Source organism: Dasania sp. GY-MA-18, from assembly GCF_024734385.1.
Taxonomy (GTDB): domain Bacteria; phylum Pseudomonadota; class Gammaproteobacteria; order Pseudomonadales; family Dasaniaceae; genus Dasania; species Dasania phycosphaerae.
Window position 1 is genome coordinate 181,105 of the sequence record NZ_JANHAP010000009.1, and the last position, 16,782, is coordinate 197,886.

Consider the following 16,782-nt stretch of genomic DNA (forward strand, 5'->3'; position numbering starts at 1 on the left):
ATTTATTCGGTCAATAGTGGCAGTTTAGCAGGCTGGTTTTATCTTGCCGCGAATTATATCGCGTATCAAAAATCGGCCCGGGTTTAGGGCCTCTACTAACTGCCTGGGCAGTGGCAGCGGCTCCTGGCATAACATGGCAGCGATCAGCTCTGCGCATAATGGGCTGGAGCTTAGGCCTTTAGAGCCATGTGCAACATTGATATACAGGCCGGGGTAGTAGCTGCCTGCGATGGCAATAGGCTTTTTGGCGTCTTTGCTCAGGGCTATGTAGTCGCGGATAAAATCATCGTTGTTGGCCACCGGCCCTACCAAGGGCAGATAGTCGGGGCTGTTACAGCGCAGGTTGGCACGGCCGCTAAAATCTTCGGGGTTGAGCTGCTGCGGGTCACTGGCTAAGAGTTGAGGCAGCGCTTGTTGCAGGCTGGTGAGGTTGCGTTGGTGGTCAGCGGGGCGCAGGGTTTTGTCGCTGTCGGCAATATCAAACGTAGCCCCAAAATTTAGGCTGTTGCCTATGGCTGGAGTGATATAGCCCTCGTGGCAAATTACGCTGCGTGGTAATTGTTGAAAATGTTGCAGTGCTAATGCAGTCACTTGCCCGCGTATGCTTTTTAACGGTAGTTGCTGGCATTGCTGAAATTGTTGGGCATCTAAGCTATTAGCAATAACAACAGCGTCGGCGTTAACCATTGTTTGTTGCTGTGAGTTAACAATTTGCCAGCCCGCGCTGTGCTGCTGTAAGTGCATGGCTTGCTGCTGCTTGATAACAGTGATATTAGCTTGGCGGCTGAGTTGCAGGCATAGTTGGGTGGGGGAAATCCAGCCTGAACCTTTTAAGAAATAACCGGGGTAAGGGCAGTCCACCCCACTAAGTTCCGAGGCCCGCTGCGGGCTGACTATCTCTACCCAATCACTATGCGTTGCAAAATGCGGGGCCAGCTGTGCTAACCACTGCTGCTGTTTGTCACTGCCGCACAGCTGCAGTAAGCCGCAAAAACTGACATCTTGCGCTGTTAACAAACCTTGTTGTTGTAGCTGCTGGTAGTAGCGCAGGGCGTAGTGATAGCTGCTAAGCCCAAATTGGCTAAGTTTACCCGCCTCGGTTGAGAGCTTGGTGTAGAGCATAGCCTGCGCATTACCCGAGGCCTCTTGTGCCAGCTCGCCGTGTCGCTCTATCAAGCTCACCTGTATGCCGCGGCTAGCCAGTGCATAGGCCGTGGTGCAGCCAGCAACGCCGCCACCAATTACCGCCACATGTTGCGGGCGGGGGGACAGCGGCGGCAGCGCCCAAGGTGTTGTTTTGTGCGCGCGGGGTTGTTGCTCGTTGTTAACGGCGTTAAAGACCCCGCTAAGCATCTCTCGTTTGTGGCCATAACCTTTGGTTTTGCTAACGCTAAAGCCTACCTCTTGTAAGCCGCGGCGCACTATACCGGCGGCGGTAAAAGTGGCTAGCGTGCTGCCCGGCCTGCTGAGTTTGGCCAGGGTTTGAAACAGCGCTTGGCTCCACATAGAGGGGTTTTTAGCGGGGGCAAAACCATCTAAAAACCAAGCGTCGACTTTGGCACCGTGGCTAGTTACAAAGTCGGGGTGTGGCGTTGCCAGGCATTGTTCAAAGCTACTGCTGGCTTCGCCCAGTAGCAGGTGCAGGCTTATGCCCTGCTCAAAATGCAATACATGTTGGCCGGGTAGCAGGGGGGGATATTGTGCTAGCAGCGGTTGGCTATACGTTGCTAGATCAGGCCAGGCACTGAGGGCGCGTTGTAAATCGGCTGGCCTCAGTGGGTGTTTTTCTACGCTAATAAAATGCAGTCGCCAAGTACTGGGGGCCAGTTGCTGCCAGAGCTGGCAGGCCGCTAAAAAGTTGAGGCCGGTGCCAAAGCCGGTTTCGGCTATGGTAAAAACGCCGGGTTGTTGCGGGTCTAGTTGCTGCCAGCGCTGAGCTAGTTGATTGTGTTGTAAAAACACATAGTCGGTTTCGGCTAAGCCATGCTGTTTGGAAAAGTAGATGTCGTCGTAGTGGCTGGAGCTGGGTAGCTGGTCTTCCTGCCAGCTGATTTCGGCCGTGTCGAGTTGAAAGGGGGAGGGCATTTCACAGTCTCTAGGAGTGAGTCTCTAGTCTCTAGATAAAAAGTGCTAGAGACTCGGTGCTAGCAGTGGCGTATGGATGAGGCTTATTGCTCGGCTTTTACGTAAAACACCATGTAGGGAGTTTCAGCGTCCGATAAATCTAGCAAAAACTCCATGCGCTGGTATTTGTATTCTTTGGGTATTTCCGCTTTCCAGCGGTAGTCGTCCAAGGAGAAAGTGGCATTGCCATAGGCTACCTTGCTATCACCCTGATACTGGTTACCGCCTACTGCGTGTAACTTTAGCGAGCGGGTAAGCTGGTCGGGTATACGTATGGTCAAGGTTTTTTGTTCGCCAATCTGGCTGCCGTCACCGGCTGAGGCCGCTGCTTTTAGGCGCTCTTGCTCGGCGGCTATGGCTGTAGGGTCAGTTAAAAAAGTAACGGGCTCACGCTGGCTGCGATCTATAGGCGCTGGGGCAGCTAAGGCGGCGGCTTCAGCTTCTGCTTGTTGTTGTGCCTGCTGCTGAGCAAGCAGCGCAGCGGCTTCGGCGGCAGCAGCTTGTTCAGCGAGTTGTAGTGCTTTTAAACGTTCGTTTTCAGCTTTTAAGCGCGCTAGTTCTTGGCGTTGTTTTTCTATACGAGCGGCTTCGTTAGCCGCTTGTTGTTGCTGTAATTTGGCGATCAGTTGGCTGTGGCCGTTAATATTGTTTTGTAGCTTGGCAATCAATGCTGTACTGCTGGCGATTTTTTGCTCTAGATTTTGTTTTTGATCATCCAGCTCTGCCAGTTGTTTATTCGACTTTTTATATTTGCGTTCGGCTAAGGTGAGCTTAAATTGGGCGTTATTAAGTTCGCCATCTTTGCTGGGATCTTGCGCCGCTTCTAGGCTTAATTTTGCCACTTCGGCCTGGGCGGCTTCATAGATGTCTTTTTCAGGTGAGGGGGCGTTAGCGGCCTGCACCAGTGCTAGCTCGGTGGTTTGTAGTTGTTGGTTATAAGCTGCAAGTTCTGCTTGGGTGGCGATAAGCTGGTTTTTAAAGCTATCGAGTTCGGCTTGGGCTGCGCTGAGTGATTTAGCGTAGCCGTTAAGGCTGAGCATAAGGCTGAAAACGAGAACAGATGCAGTAAAACACTTGGCAAACATGGATGATAATCTCACTTGAATTTTTGCTATATGAGCTGTAATTGACAGCTTAATCCGTTAATGGCGTCAAAAATACACAGGCTTAAACCCGAAACTATGACAGATTTATTACGCTTTTTCAAAATCAACCCAGTGTTTGGGCTGAGTACGGGCAGGCTATGTTGTTATCGATTTTAAGCCGCCCGTGTTAGTCCTTAGCCTATGCTAATGCTGGGTAGCACAGGTTTGGGGATGTTTAGTTTAGTGTCTGGCGCCATGACTGTCGCCTCGCCTTGCGCCACAATTTTGTTGTCTTGGTTGCGGGCTACGCACTTTATCACAACGGTGCGACGTTTATCCTGTTTGTCGGTGACTTCCAAGTTGACGGTGATTTGGTCACCTAGCATTACCGGCTTGCGAAAGGATAGGCTTTGCCCCAAGTAAATGCTGCCAGGGCCGGGCAGGTGTAAGGCGATAGCTGCAGAAACCAGTCCGCCCGTCCACATACCATGAGCAATGCGACCCTGAAAAGGGGTACTGGCAGCAAAGGCTTCGTCCAAGTGTACTGGGTTGGTATCTCCCGAGGTGGCGGCAAACATCACTATGTCTTGCTCGGTGAGGGTCTTGCTATATTCAGCCGTTTGACCAATGCTTATTTCGTCGTAGGTGAAATTGCTTAATTGGCTCACAGGTAATCCTTACAAAGAAAAATAAAATAGAATGGTGAAATTGGCGGCTATTGTAGACTATTTAAATGGCTATGCGAAAACCTCTGCGCTATAAATGTGAGTGAAATAATAATGAGATTAAAAGCTGTTTGTTTAATGAGCAGTAAGCTTGCGGCGCTGGCTTTTTTATAGCTAGCTTGTAAACGGCACTAATACTACTGGTTTTAAGGATGTAATAATGATTAACCCCGCCACGCTAGCGGCTATGCAGCAATTAGGCTTACCTACGCAAATTGATTACACGCGCTACGATAGTTTACTGGATGTATTCGAGCATGTGATTAAGGAACACGGCGATAAGCCGGCCTTTAGTTGTTTGGGGCACACCTTGAGCTTTAAACAATTTGGCGAGCAGGCAAAACAGTTTGCTGCCTATTTACAGCAACATACTGAGCTGCAAGCTGGCGATAGAGTGGCCATACAGCTGCCTAATATTTTGCAATATCCCGTGCTGTTGTTTGGTGTGTTGTTAGCGGATTTAGTGGTGGTTAACACCAACCCTTTGTATACCGCTAGGGAGTTAAAGCATCAGCTCAATGACTCCGGTGCCAAGCTGTTAATTGTACTTAAAAACGTGGCCAGCGCGGCGCAAGAGGTAGTGCCGGAAACCGCTGTAGAGCAAGTGTTGCTTACCGAGTTGGCAGATTTTCATCCCGCCCCTAAGCGGCTACTGATTAATGCTGTGGTCAAATATATTAAGCGGCTGGTGCCTAAACTAGATTTTGCTAAGTCCATATCATTGCGTGAGGCCATGGCCTTGGGTAAGCGCGCTAGCTATAAACCGGTACAGGTCAGCAATGATCACTTAGCGGTGCTGCAATACACCGGTGGTACTACCGGTTTGGCGAAAGGGGCCATGCTTAGCCACGGTAATATTTTGGCTAATATTTTACAGTGCGAAGCCCTGTTCGGTAGCTATGGCATGACCAAAGGCCAAGAGACCGTGGTAGTGCCTTTACCGCTGTATCATATTTATTCATTTACAGTTTGTATGGTGATGGTAGAAGAAGGCAGTCACTGCATACTGATTCCCAACCCCCGCGATTTGTCGTCCCTAGTGAAAGCGATTAAGCGTTATGGCATGACATTCTTTTGCGGCTTGAATACATTGTTTGTGGCTCTGTGTCATGACCAGGGATTTAAGCAGCTGGATTTTTCTAGACTAAAACTCACCCTGTCGGGCGGCATGGCGCTAACCGAGGCGGTGGCCAAGCTGTGGCAGCAAACCACAGGCTGTGAGGTGCATCAGGGTTATGGCTTAACCGAAACATCACCGGTGATTTCGGCCAACCCCGGTGGCGGCAATAAAACTAACACCATAGGCTTGCCCCTGGCCGATACTGAATTAGTAGTAATGTCTGAGCAGGGTGAAATCCTACCCATAGGGGAGCAAGGTGAGCTGTGCATGCGCGGGCCGCAATTGATGAAAGGCTATTGGCAGCAGCCAGAAGAAACCGCCAAAGTGATAGATGCTCAGGGCTGGTTTCACACCGGCGATATAGGGATATTAGACCCCGATGGCTACCATAGGGTGGTGGATCGCAAAAAAGATATGATACTGGTGTCCGGCTTTAACGTTTACCCCAATGAAATAGAGGCCGTGCTTAGCGAGCATCCCGGGGTGTTGGAATGTGCGGCCATAGGCATACCGGATGACACCAAGGGCGAGCGCATACAAATGTATGTGGTACTAAAGGATAAAAGCCTTAAGGGCGAGCAACTAAAGGGTTTTTGCAAATCCAAGTTGGCGGGTTATAAAGTGCCCAGTGAGTTTATTATTAGCGAGGAGCTACCTAAATCCGCAGTCGGTAAAATACTGCGCCGCGAACTACGCGATAAGGCCATCGCAGCCGCCACTGGCTAACTGGTATTACCGCCGCTTACAGCTTAAAGCTTGCCACTGCCGACCATGTCGGCACTGTGGGGGTGCTTATTCTGCTCATGATTCATTATAATGCTGGGCTTTTCACTTCTCCTCTGGTGCTGTTATGGTAGCTACGCTGGGGGTGATGCTTAGCTGGCGACTCAATTTCTGTGCAAAACACCCTTAACAAACTTTCTCAAGCTATAGACCAGTGCTTATTAAAAGATCAGCACAGCCTGCGCCGTAAACTGCGTGCGGCGCAACAGCGCGCTAAGCAAAATCAGCCGGCGGGCCGCATGGTGGATGAACTGGTGGCGCGTATAGAGGCTTCGCTACTGGCCTACCAGCAAAAAAGTGCCGCCCTGCCGAAAATAGAATTCCCCGAAGAGCTACCTATAGCTGAAAAGCGCCAGCAAATTGCTGAGGCTATACGCGATAACCAAGTAGTGGTGATAGCCGGTGAAACGGGGTCGGGTAAAACCACCCAGCTGCCCAAGATTTGCCTAGAGCTGGGCCGCGGCGTAAAAGGCTTAATTGGCCACACCCAGCCGCGCCGTTTAGCGGCTCGTACCGTGGCGCAGCGCATAGCTGATGAACTGCATACGCCGCTGGGTGAGGGCGTGGGCTATCAGGTGCGTTTTACCGATAACACATCTGACGGCAGTTATATCAAGCTGATGACTGACGGTATTCTGCTAGCCGAAATCCAGCGCGACCGTTATTTATCTCAATACGATACCTTGATTATTGATGAGGCCCACGAGCGCAGCCTCAATATTGATTTTTTATTGGGCTACTTAAAACAGCTGCTACCTAAACGCCCCGATTTAAAAATCATCATTACCTCGGCCACCATAGATTTAGAAAGTTTTTCCAAGCACTTTGGTGATGCCCCAGTAATCGAAGTATCGGGCCGTACCTACCCGGTAGAAACACGCTATCGCCCCTTAGAGGAGTTAACCGAAGAGGGCGGTTTAGCCGAAGGCATAGCCGCAGCGCTAGAAGAACTAATGAGCGGCGATGGCCGGCAGGGTGGCGACGTACTGGTGTTTTTAAGTGGCGAGGCCGACATACGCGAGGTGTCGCGCTATTTACGCGACCAGCACGGCGGCAATCAGCGCCTGTGGCAAAACGTAGAGGTGTTGCCGCTGTACGCAAGGCTAAGCAATGCCGAGCAAAACAAAATATTCCAAATAGACAAACGCCGTGGCCGCCGCGTAGTGCTGGCCACCAATGTGGCTGAAACTTCGCTGACTGTGCCGGGCATACGCTATGTGATAGACCCAGGCTTTGCACGCATTAGCCGCTATAGCTATCGCACCAAGGTGCAGCGTTTACCTATAGAGGCCATCTCCCAGGCCAGTGCCAACCAGCGCAAAGGTCGCTGTGGCCGGGTGGCCGAAGGTATTTGTATACGTCTGTATAGCGAGGACGATTTTAATAGTCGCCCCGAGTTTACCGACCCCGAAATTAAGCGCACCAATTTAGCCTCGGTGATTTTGCAAATGCTGGCCATGCGCATAGGTGAGGTGCAAAGCTTCCCCTTTGTAGACCCACCCGATAGCCGCATGATTAATGACGGCTTTAAATTATTGGAAGAGCTGGGGGCAGTACACAAGCAGCAGCTTACTGAAACGGGCAAATTACTCGCCAGGTTTCCGGTAGACCCGCGCATGTCGCGTATGTTGATAGCCGCTAGCCAGCAAGGCTGTTTAAGCGAAATGCTGATTATTTGCAGCGCCCTAAGCGTGCAAGATCCCCGTGAGCGCCCCGCCGACAAGCGCCAAGCCGCTGATGAAAAACACCGCCGTTTTTGGCATGAGGACTCCGACTTTTTAAGCTATGTAAACCTGTGGCAGCACTACGAAGAGCAGCGTCAGGAGCTAAGCCAAAATCAATTGCGCAAATATTGCCTGCGTAATTATTTATCGTTTATGAAAATGCGCGAATGGCGCGATATACACCACCAGCTCAAGTTAGTGGCGAAAGAGCTGGGCTACAAACAAAACAGCGAGCCCGCCAGCTACGAAGCCGTACACCGCAGCTTGCTAAGTGGCTTGCTTAGCCATATTGCCAATTTAGAATTAGATAAGGTTTACCTGGGCGCACGCAATCGCAAGTTGCATATCTTCCCCGGCTCAGCCCTGTTTAAGAAAACCCCTAAGTGGATAGCCGCAGCTGAAATTGCCGAGACCACGCAAGTCTACGCCCGTTGTTGTGCTCGCATACAGCCGGAGTGGGTGCTGGGTATTAACGATGCGTTATTTAAACACCGCTATAGCGAGCCGCATTGGCAGCAGCGCACGGGCAGGGTAATGGCCTTTGAAACCCTAAGCCTGTATGGCTTAGTGATTAAAGATAAAATCAAAGTGCACTACGGCCCTATCGATGCCGAGGTGGCACGGGAAATTTTTATACGCGCAGGTTTAGTCGAGGGGCGTTATAAAACCAAAGCCAAGTTTTACCAGCACAACCAAAAACTGCTGCATGAAATTACCGAGCTGGAAGCCAAGTCCAGACGCCGCGATATTTTAATCGACGATGAGCAGCTGTTTCAGTTTTATCACGAACGCCTGCCGCCGCATATCACTACCGCCAAGCAGTTTGAACACTGGTATAAAACCGCGCAACAACAAGACCCACAGTGCCTGATGCTAAGCAAGGCTTTGCTGATGCAGCACAGCGCCAGTGAGGTAACGGAAGCGCAGTTCCCTACGGTGTTTAATTATGCTGATATGCGTTTTGCTCTTAGCTATGTGTTTGAACCCGGCCAGCCCAATGACGGCGTGACAGTGACGGTACCGCTGGCCTTGCTCAACCGCATTACAAAAGAACCTTTTCAGTGGCTGGTGCCGGGCATGCTGCGAGATAAGTGCATAGCCTTGGTAAAAATGTTACCTAAGCAAGTGCGCAAGCAGTTTGTACCCGTGCCCGACTATGTAGATAAGGCGCTGGCGCGCATCAGCGATAAGCAGCAGGGCATATTAGAGGGCTTGGCCGAAGCGCTGTACCGCATTGCCGGGGTAGAAATAGATATTAACCAGTGGCAAACCGCCGAGCTGGATAATTTTTATCGCATGAATTTTAAAGTAGTGGATGGCGACGGCAAATTACTCGCGCAAAGCCGCGATCTAGATCAGCTATTAGAAGATTTTAAAGGCAAGGTCAGTGAAAGCGTACAGCAGCAAAGCCAGCCCCAGTTTCAGCAGCTGGATATTAAACGCTGGGATTTCGGCGAACTGCCTGCGCAATACCAGTTTAAACAGGCGGGAGTGACTATCACCAGTTATCCCGCCATCGTCGATAAAGGCGATAGCGTGGCGGTGGAGTTAATGGATTACCCGCAGGAAGCGCAGCTACAAACCCAGCAGGGTTTAGTGCGGTTGCTTATGTTGCAGCTGCCCCAGCAACTGAAAACTTTGCGCAAAGACTTATTAAGCGGCAATCAAATTAGCTTGCAGCTGGCAGGCCTGTCTGAGCAGCGTAAAGAATGGTTGGAAGATTTGCTGCAAGCGGTATTCAAACGCGTGTTTTTATCCGATGGTGAATTACCCTGCAGCGAACAGGCGTTTAAGCACTGCCTGGAGCAGCATAAGGGCCAGTTAATGAGCGTGGCGCTAGAGGCCGAAAAACTATTGTTGGCTATAGCTGAGGCTTATACCAAGGTGCGCAAGGCGATTAAAAAAGCCAACCAGCTCAGCTGGGCAACGGCAGTGGCCGATATCAACCAGCAGCTAAACCTGTTATTTGCTAAGGGGTTTATTGCCGATACTCCTTGGCAGCATTTGCAGCAATACCCACGCTACCTAGCGGCTATAGAACAGCGCATAGATAAATTGCGCGGCGGCCTGCCTCGCGATAGGCAGTTAATGACAGGCTTAAGTGAGCTTAGCCAGCCGCTTATTAAAGTGTGGCAGGGCAATCAGGCGGCTCAGCCTGAGTTGTTAAATTATCGTTGGTTGTTAGAGGAGTACAGGGTATCCTTGTTTGCACAGCCCTTGGGCACCTTGCAGCCAGTGTCTGAAAAGCGCTTGCGCAAACAATTGGCCGAGCTGCGCCAGCAGCAGCTAGTGAAATAGATTATCGGCTACCATGGGTAATAAGCAGCGGTTAACGATAAGTGAATAACAATAAACTGATATTGATTAGCAATGACTGTTAGCGCACTTAATTATCAATCTTTAACGGTTACCGTACCCTGCGGTGAGCAGGTGCACCTCACGCGTTTTTATAAAAACAAAAAGCAACTGGGCATGCCGGTATTTATGCTGCACGGTCTATTAGAAGATGGCACCGCTTTTTATGATGAAAACGGCAAGGGCTTGGCCTGTTATATGGCGCAGCAAGGCTATGATGTGTATGTGGCAGACCTGCGCGGCAAGGGCCACAGTTGGCCTGCAATACAGGCTAATAGCCAAGTGGGGGTGCATCAGCACATCACTGAAGATATACCCGCACTATTAAAAAAAATACAGAGCATACGGGGAAATGCTCCCCAGATTTGGCTGGGCCATGGTTGGGGCAGTGTGTTACTAACGGCCTATTATGCCCGCAATACTCATTGCTTAGCCCCGGTTGCGCAGATGCTGCACCTAGGGGCGCGCAGGCAAACGCTGTTGTCCACACCGCTAAAACGCTTTGTGTTTAATACCTTGTGGCGTCGTTTGGGTGGCCTAGGCATAAGCTTAAATGGCTATTTGCCCAGCCGGTTTTTATGCCTGGGGGATTGCAAAGAATCCAGTAGCGATTATCAGGATTATTTAAGCTGGAGTCTTAGCGACGCCTGGCTGGACCCCAAAGATGGCTTTGATTATGGCGCCGCTATCACTAACAAGACTTTGCCCCCCAGCCTTTATGTGGCTTCGGTAGGGGACGCTATTTACGGTGATGTGGTGGATGCCCGCAGTTTTATGCGGCAGCTGGGGCCACACGATGGTCGTATGTTAATACTGGATAAAAAAGCCGGCAGCTTAAATAACTATAAGCACAATGAGCTGCTTAAACATGCCGATGCCGAACAGGATCACTTCCCGCATATACTGGCTTGGTTAAATGAGTATCAGCAGTCGGCACTGGCTGGTTGAGTACTCAATTTTATGTGGGCTAATGAAACTTGTTGTTGACCCTTGGGTCATAAGCAGCACAGAGCTGTAATGACTGTGCAATTAATGAGCGAGTGGCTAGGCTCAGTAGTTGAGCTGCGGTGTAGATAAGCTACACTGTGGCAACGATTACCTATGCTAAGTCGTGCGTTAAATCTTTAGTGTTAATACTGACAACTAGAAACACAATACTAGGAGATACTATGTCTACTTCAAACAAAAAACCATTAGCGGCTGCACTAGGTGCGGCATTTCTAGCCACTGCGATTGCGCCTTTAGCCTCTGCCGAAGCCAATCCATTTGCCGCTAACCAACTAGCCAGCGGTTACGATTTAGCCAATTATGCCGATCACGAAGGCAAATGCGGCGAAGGTAAGTGCGGCGAGAAGGGTAAAAAAGAAGGTAAGTGCGGCGAAGGTAAGTGCGGCGAGAAAGGTAAAAAAGAAGGCAAATGCGGCGAAGGTAAGTGCGGCGAGAAAGCTAAAAAAGAAGGTAAGTGCGGCGAAGGTAAATGCGGCGAGAAAGCCAGAGAAGGTAAGTGTGGTGAAAAAACTAAAGAAGGCAAGTGTGGCGAGCACTAAGTGCTAGCCAGTATGGATGTCTTTAGTGAATAAAGCCGTAGCACTAGCGGGTTTAGGTTTGCGCAGGGATATTATGTCCTCTTTGCAAAGCTTGCCCGCTGGTGAGTTAGATTTTTTTGAGGTGGCTCCCGAAAACTGGATAGGTTTGGGTGGTCGCTTGGGTAAGCAGTTTCAGGCCTTGGCCGAACGCTACCCTATATACCTACATGGTTTATCACTCAATATAGGCGGCACCGCCCCTTTAGATATTGAGTTGATTAACAACATCAAGCAGTTTATTAATCGTTTTAACTGCCCGCTCTACTCGGAGCATCTCACCTATTGTGGCGACAACGGCCATTTATACGATTTAATGCCCATCCCTTTTACCGAAGAGGCGGTTAAGCATGTGGCGGCCAGAATACGTGAAGTACAGGATAGGCTAGAGCAAAAGCTGGTGTTAGAAAACGCCTCCTATTATTGCGCACCCGATCAGCAGATGAGCGAGAGCGAATTTATTAACGCCGTCATGGCTGAGGCCGATTGCGAATTGTTGCTAGACGTTAATAATATTTATGTAAACAGCATTAATCACGGTTATGATCCCTATCAATTTTTAAGCGAGCTGCCTTTGCAGCGCGCCAGCTATATACATGTAGCTGGCCACTATGAAGAGGCCGAAGACCTGCGGGTAGATACCCATGGCGCCGATGTCATAGACCCCGTGTGGGATTTATTAAAAGCGGCTTATCAGCAGGTGGGGGTGTTACCCACATTACTGGAGCGGGATTTTAATTTCCCTCCTATGGCTGAGCTTTTGGCTGAGGTGGCAACCATCAAGCAGCTGCAGGCATTAGCTCAAAAAAACAGTGCAGCTGTTAAGGCGGCTGGCTAATGCCCTCTTTGCAACATACCACCGATCAATTTACCGCCTTTATACGCAACCCCGAGCAGCAGCCTGCGCCCGCCAATATAGAGGCACGTCGTTTAAAGATTTACCGCGACTTGTTTTATAACAATATAGAGGGCTTTGTGAGTGGCGCCTTTCCGGTGTTGCGCAGCTTGATTGCGGAGCAGCCCTGGCATGCGCTAGTGCGTGATTTTATGGTGACTCATCGTTGCCAGAGCCCCTATTTTTTAGAGATCAGCCAAGAGTTTCAGCACTATTTAGCTGGCCAGCCAGCCATATTAGCGACTGGGGATTATCCCGTATTTATACAGGCCCTGACCCATTATGAATGGGTGGAGCTGGCACTGGATGTGGCGGAAGATGATTTAGCCCAGTTTAAGCGCGAGCAGGGTCTTGCAGAGTTAAAGCATGAGCAGCACTGCGATTGGCTGCAGCAGCGGCCGCTGGCTTCGCCCTTAGCATGGTCCTTGGCTTATCAATACCCGGTGCACTTAATTGGCTTAGACTACCAGCCGCAACAAGCCAGCGAGCAACCCAGCTATTTGCTGGTGTATCGCAATCTGCAAGATCAAGTAGGTTTTATGGAGGCTAATGCTGTAACGGCTAGGTTGCTGGAGTTGGTTAATAATAACCCGCAGCAACTCAATGGCGAGCAATTGCTACTGCAGCTAGCGCAAGAAATGCAGCATCCCAACCCTGAGCAAATTATCAGCAGTGGCTTGACTATATATCAGCAGCTCTATGAGCTGGATATTTTATTAGGCACGGTAGCCGTGAGCTAAGTGTTAAGTTGTTGTTCTAGTGGGCGGCTGTCTAGTAGGCGATAGACCGCTAGATTATTATTGTCGTTTCCATTAATGTTCACAGCTGAAATTACGACTATTAATGGAATGCTTATGCGCGGGCTAATCTATAGCTGTCTCATCTCTTTTCTCACTCATTACAGTTTGGCCGCTAATGCCCAAGCTTTGGATATAGAAAACCCTCGCGACCCTTGGGAGGGCTTAAATCGTAAGGTCTTTGTTTTTAACGATAATGCTGATCACTATGTGTTAGCACCTGTGGCCCGTGGCTACAGGGCGGTAACGCCTGACCCAGTGGAAACCGGCATACGCAATGTGTTCTCAAATCTATTAGAAATCACCACCATCGCTAACGATTTATTACAGTTGGAATTTGCCCAGGCAGGTGCTGATACTGGCCGCTTTCTGATCAACAGTACTGTAGGCCTATTAGGTATTTTTGATGTGGCCAGTAAAGTGGGTCTGGAAAAACATGATCAAGATTTTGGTTTAACCCTAGCTAGCTGGGGCTTGGGCTCTGGCCCCTATGTGGTGTTGCCTTTGGTGGGGCCCTCTACTTTGCGCGATAGTGCTGGGATTGTGGTTGATAGCGCCAGCAGTGACTATATGAATGAGCTGGAGCATGTGCCCACTAGAAACCAGGTTAAAGCTTTGCAGATTGTTAATGTGCGCGCCGGCTTGCTAAAGGCAGAAGAGCTGGTGTCGGGTGATCGCTACGTTTTTATACGCGATGCCTACTTGCAGCGCAGAGATGCAGCAGCAGGCGTGGAGCCGCAAGATGATGGCTTTGGCGATGAGGATTTCGAGTCCTTTGATGACTGGGATTGATGACTGGGATTAGCCTTATATTTCAATGCCCTGGCAACCAAGCTAGAGTATTTGCTTGATGCTAAAGCCTATTAAATACTGCTGGTCAGCGTCTTGTTCAACACGGGTGACGGTGGCCAGAGCATTAAAAGAGTGCTGTCCGTGTGCGGTTGGTGCAATGGCAACCTCACACTCAGCCCCCATGGCCAAAGGCTCAGCGCAGCTAATCCTTAACCCCGTGCCACTTAGGTCTACACAGACCCCCTCATACTGGCTGCCCTCGTGGCTGATGCTAATGGGGGAGTTGACCTGCATGCGAATAAAGTCGCGTTTCTCATCATAACTACGGTTGCTTGCCGTCATTGCATTGCCTCAAAGTTTTTATTGTCAGTCTTTATATAATACGCCTACTCATTACCGTCAATGTTAGCGTCTATAAATTTGGTTTTCTGCTATTGAAGTCCCACTATTATAAGAGTATGTTCTGGCCACCTTGAATAAGCCGTTTTAATTGAACTATCTTAATTGAACTATCTTAATTAAACATTGCGGGCTTAATTAAACAACCTGGGCTTGATTAAGCGCCTCGGGCACAAAATAGCAGGTATGCGCTAATTACCGTGAAAAATTGGGTTTTACAATGACATCGGAGCAATACAGCCTCTTGGTGGTTGATGATGATGAGCAGGCGCTGCGTACTATCGTCAATTATCTGCAAGCTCAGCACTATATAACCTACCAGGCGGTTACGGGTGACGAAGCCTTGGCGCTATACCGTCAGCATAAGCCCGATGTCATACTCTGCGATTTAAATGTGCCCTATCAGGGCGAGGGCAAGCTGCAGCAGCATATACAGGCCTTGGCCGAGTCTACCCCTGTAGTGGTGCTATCCGAGACTAACGAAGTCAGTGATGTGGTAGAGGCTTTGCGCTTTGGCGCTAGTGATTATCTGTTTAAACCTATAGTGGATGTCACTATATTGGGGCATGCGGTCAAGCGCAGCTTGGAGTACGGCCAATTACAGCGTGAAAATGAAACCTATAAGCAACAGCTGGAACAGGCCAACCTAGAGTTGAAAAATAGCTTGGCCCTGCTGGAGCAAGATCAAAAAGCCGGCCGCCAGGTGCAATTTAAAATGCTGCCCGCTTCACCTTACCAGTTGGGTGAGTATCACTTTAGCCATCGTATTTTCCCCTCGCTATATCTTAGTGGCGACTTTGTTGAATATATTAGTGTGGGCAAAGAGCATTGTGTGTTCTTTATCGCCGATGTGTCTGGCCATGGCGCTTCCTCGGCTTTTGTGACGGTATTGCTAAAAAACCTGTTTGCTCGCAAGCGCTCAGACTTGCTGCATAAGCAAGATCAATCCATACTCTCGCCCCTAAGCATGCTGGCGCTGGCCAATAGCGTGATTTTTGATACCGGTGTGGGTAAGCACCTCACCATGTGTGTGGGGGTGATACATATCCCCAGCGGCGAGCTGCGTTATAGTAATGCTGGCCATTTGCCACAGCCTATCTTAAGTACCGACGGCAGCAGCCAGTTTTTAGCCGGGCAGGGTATGCCGGTAGGTCTGTTTGATGAGCCTGAGTTTAGTGAGCAGCTGATTAACTTGCCCGATAAGTTTGTATTGACCTTGTTTTCTGATGGCATATTAGAGATATTGCCCCGTACCGGCCTTCGCGCCCAAGAGGCTTTTTTATTGGAGCGTTTACAGCAGCCACAATTATCGGTGGAGGCTCTGGCAGAAAGCTTGGAGTTACAGCAAATTGTTGAGTTTCCCGATGATATAGCGGTGTTACTAATTTCTAAGGGTTATCACTAAAGGGGTGGCGCGTAAGCACTGAGATCTATTTATGCAGTCAGGTAAAATGCTAGTTGCCGATCATCAAGGCACATACATGATTAAGCTTATAGGCGACGTACGCTTAACGCTGTGTAATACCATAGATGATTATATAGAGCAGATGTTTAGCGCCGATAATTTTGCCGGGGTCACTATAGACCTGGCCGAAACCCTGGGTATAGATAGCACGTCTTTAGGCTTGCTGGCCAAGCTGGCCATACAGGCTAAACAGCGCGGCTTTGATAGGCCTACTATATTGTCACCTAACCCCGATATTACTAGGCTATTGCAGAGTATGGGCTTTGCAAAAGTCTTTAATATCTATAGTGATGAAATTACCAATGCCGAGGATTTAAAAGAGCTTCCTGTTAGGTGTGGCAGCGAGACGCAGGTGCGTAACAAAGTGCTAGAGGCCCATAAGGTTTTAATGGGGTTAAACGAACAAAACCGCGCCGACTTTCACGACCTGGTTTGTGCGTTGGAAACCCCTAAAGCTTCGCAGTAATTTATTTGCTGTTTAGTTGTTGATTACCGCTAATTTACTTTTAATAAAGTCACTGTGTGGCGCATAAATCAAGTCGGCAATTTTTCGTATCAAATGATCTTCGTACTTACTGATCTCGCCATCGGCAACTGCCACCTGCCACAAAGCTTTGAGTAGCTCAAATTTCTGCTCTGGGGTATAGGCCTCATTAATATGGCGGGTGAACTCATACAACGAAGTTGCCTGTTGATTCTCTGCTTCGGCCAAGGCGATTAATTCATTGAGTTCAGTTTGAGCCAGCCCCAAGGTTTTAACTAGAGCTTGCTCTATGGCTTGTTGCTCAATACTGCTAATGTCGAAATCAGCGCGGCTCAACTCAATTAACAAGGCAGCCGCAGCTAAATCAACTTTATGCTGCTGCGTGCTGCTATCGTTATTAGAAAGCTCTAGATTATCTTTAAAAAACTGCTGTATCTTTTTTAACATCGGG

General features: G+C 49.4%; 14 protein-coding genes. 9 read left to right on the forward strand and 5 right to left on the reverse strand.

The genetic code is table 11. The features are described from left to right. Positions 1–24: 24 nt before the first annotated feature. The 3 genes from mnmC to NO559_RS12235 all read right to left on the reverse strand — a co-directional run bounded on the left by mnmC (position 25) and on the right by NO559_RS12235 (position 3,877). Positions 25–2,085 (reverse strand): bifunctional tRNA (5-methylaminomethyl-2-thiouridine)(34)-methyltransferase MnmD/FAD-dependent 5-carboxymethylaminomethyl-2-thiouridine(34) oxidoreductase MnmC, encoded by a 2,061-nt coding sequence (mnmC, locus tag NO559_RS12225; protein WP_258332129.1) that lies wholly within the window; start codon positions 2,083–2,085, stop codon positions 25–27. A gap of 83 nt (positions 2,086–2,168) precedes the next feature. After that, positions 2,169–3,209 (reverse strand): hypothetical protein, encoded by a 1,041-nt coding sequence (locus tag NO559_RS12230; protein WP_258332130.1) that lies wholly within the window; start codon positions 3,207–3,209, stop codon positions 2,169–2,171. A 194-nt stretch (positions 3,210–3,403) separates the two neighbouring features. Next, positions 3,404–3,877 (reverse strand): MaoC/PaaZ C-terminal domain-containing protein, encoded by a 474-nt coding sequence (locus NO559_RS12235; RefSeq protein ID WP_258332131.1) that lies wholly within the window; start codon positions 3,875–3,877, stop codon positions 3,404–3,406. Between the two features lie 217 nt (positions 3,878–4,094). On the opposite strand from NO559_RS12235, the gene NO559_RS12240 reads away from it, so the two are divergent. From NO559_RS12240 to NO559_RS12270, 7 genes are all read left to right on the forward strand, one after another. After that, positions 4,095–5,780 (forward strand): AMP-binding protein, encoded by a 1,686-nt coding sequence (locus tag NO559_RS12240; RefSeq protein WP_258332132.1) that lies wholly within the window; start codon positions 4,095–4,097, stop codon positions 5,778–5,780. Positions 5,781–5,950: 170 nt separating this feature from the next. Continuing rightward, positions 5,951–9,859 carry an ATP-dependent RNA helicase HrpA gene (hrpA, locus tag NO559_RS12245; RefSeq protein WP_258332133.1) on the forward strand — a complete coding sequence of 1,303 codons (3,909 nt, stop codon included), beginning with the start codon at positions 5,951–5,953 and terminating at the stop codon, positions 9,857–9,859. A 72-nt stretch (positions 9,860–9,931) separates the two neighbouring features. Then, the gene (locus NO559_RS12250) at positions 9,932–10,864 is read left to right on the forward strand and encodes an alpha/beta fold hydrolase (protein ID WP_258332134.1); all 933 of its coding nucleotides are present in this window, start codon (positions 9,932–9,934) and stop codon (positions 10,862–10,864) included. Positions 10,865–11,085: 221 nt separating this feature from the next. Next, a complete protein-coding gene (locus tag NO559_RS12255) occupies positions 11,086–11,463 on the forward strand; it encodes a hypothetical protein (RefSeq protein ID WP_258332135.1) in 378 nt (125 codons plus the stop codon). Positions 11,464–11,479: 16 nt separating this feature from the next. Further along, a complete protein-coding gene (locus NO559_RS12260) occupies positions 11,480–12,337 on the forward strand; it encodes a DUF692 domain-containing protein (RefSeq protein WP_258332136.1) in 858 nt (285 codons plus the stop codon). Next, entirely contained in the window at positions 12,337–13,134 is a 798-nt protein-coding gene (locus NO559_RS12265) for a DUF2063 domain-containing protein (RefSeq protein WP_258332137.1), read from the forward strand. Before NO559_RS12260 ends, NO559_RS12265 begins: the two co-directional genes overlap by 1 nt. Positions 13,135–13,248: 114 nt before the next feature. Next, positions 13,249–13,983, forward strand: a complete 735-nt coding sequence (locus tag NO559_RS12270) for a VacJ family lipoprotein (RefSeq protein ID WP_258332138.1) — start codon at positions 13,249–13,251, stop codon at positions 13,981–13,983. A gap of 42 nt (positions 13,984–14,025) precedes the next feature. Here NO559_RS12270 and NO559_RS12275 read toward each other — a convergent pair whose 3' ends face one another. Further along, positions 14,026–14,325: a PilZ domain-containing protein gene (locus tag NO559_RS12275; RefSeq protein ID WP_258332139.1), complete on the reverse strand. Its 300-nt coding sequence runs from the start codon at positions 14,323–14,325 to the stop codon at positions 14,026–14,028. Positions 14,326–14,602: 277 nt separating this feature from the next. Between NO559_RS12275 and NO559_RS12280 the strand changes: the two genes are divergently transcribed. Both NO559_RS12280 and NO559_RS12285 read left to right on the forward strand, forming a co-directional pair. Continuing rightward, on the forward strand, positions 14,603–15,787 hold the full coding sequence (locus tag NO559_RS12280) for a PP2C family protein-serine/threonine phosphatase (RefSeq protein WP_258332140.1): 1,185 nt from the start codon (positions 14,603–14,605) through the stop codon (positions 15,785–15,787). A 31-nt stretch (positions 15,788–15,818) separates the two neighbouring features. Beyond that, the gene (locus NO559_RS12285) at positions 15,819–16,313 is read left to right on the forward strand and encodes an STAS domain-containing protein (RefSeq protein ID WP_258332141.1); all 495 of its coding nucleotides are present in this window, start codon (positions 15,819–15,821) and stop codon (positions 16,311–16,313) included. 12 nt (positions 16,314–16,325) lie between these two features. Here NO559_RS12285 and NO559_RS12290 read toward each other — a convergent pair whose 3' ends face one another. After that, the gene (locus NO559_RS12290) at positions 16,326–16,778 is read right to left on the reverse strand and encodes a TerB family tellurite resistance protein (RefSeq protein WP_258332142.1); all 453 of its coding nucleotides are present in this window, start codon (positions 16,776–16,778) and stop codon (positions 16,326–16,328) included. Positions 16,779–16,782: the final 4 nt, after the last annotated feature.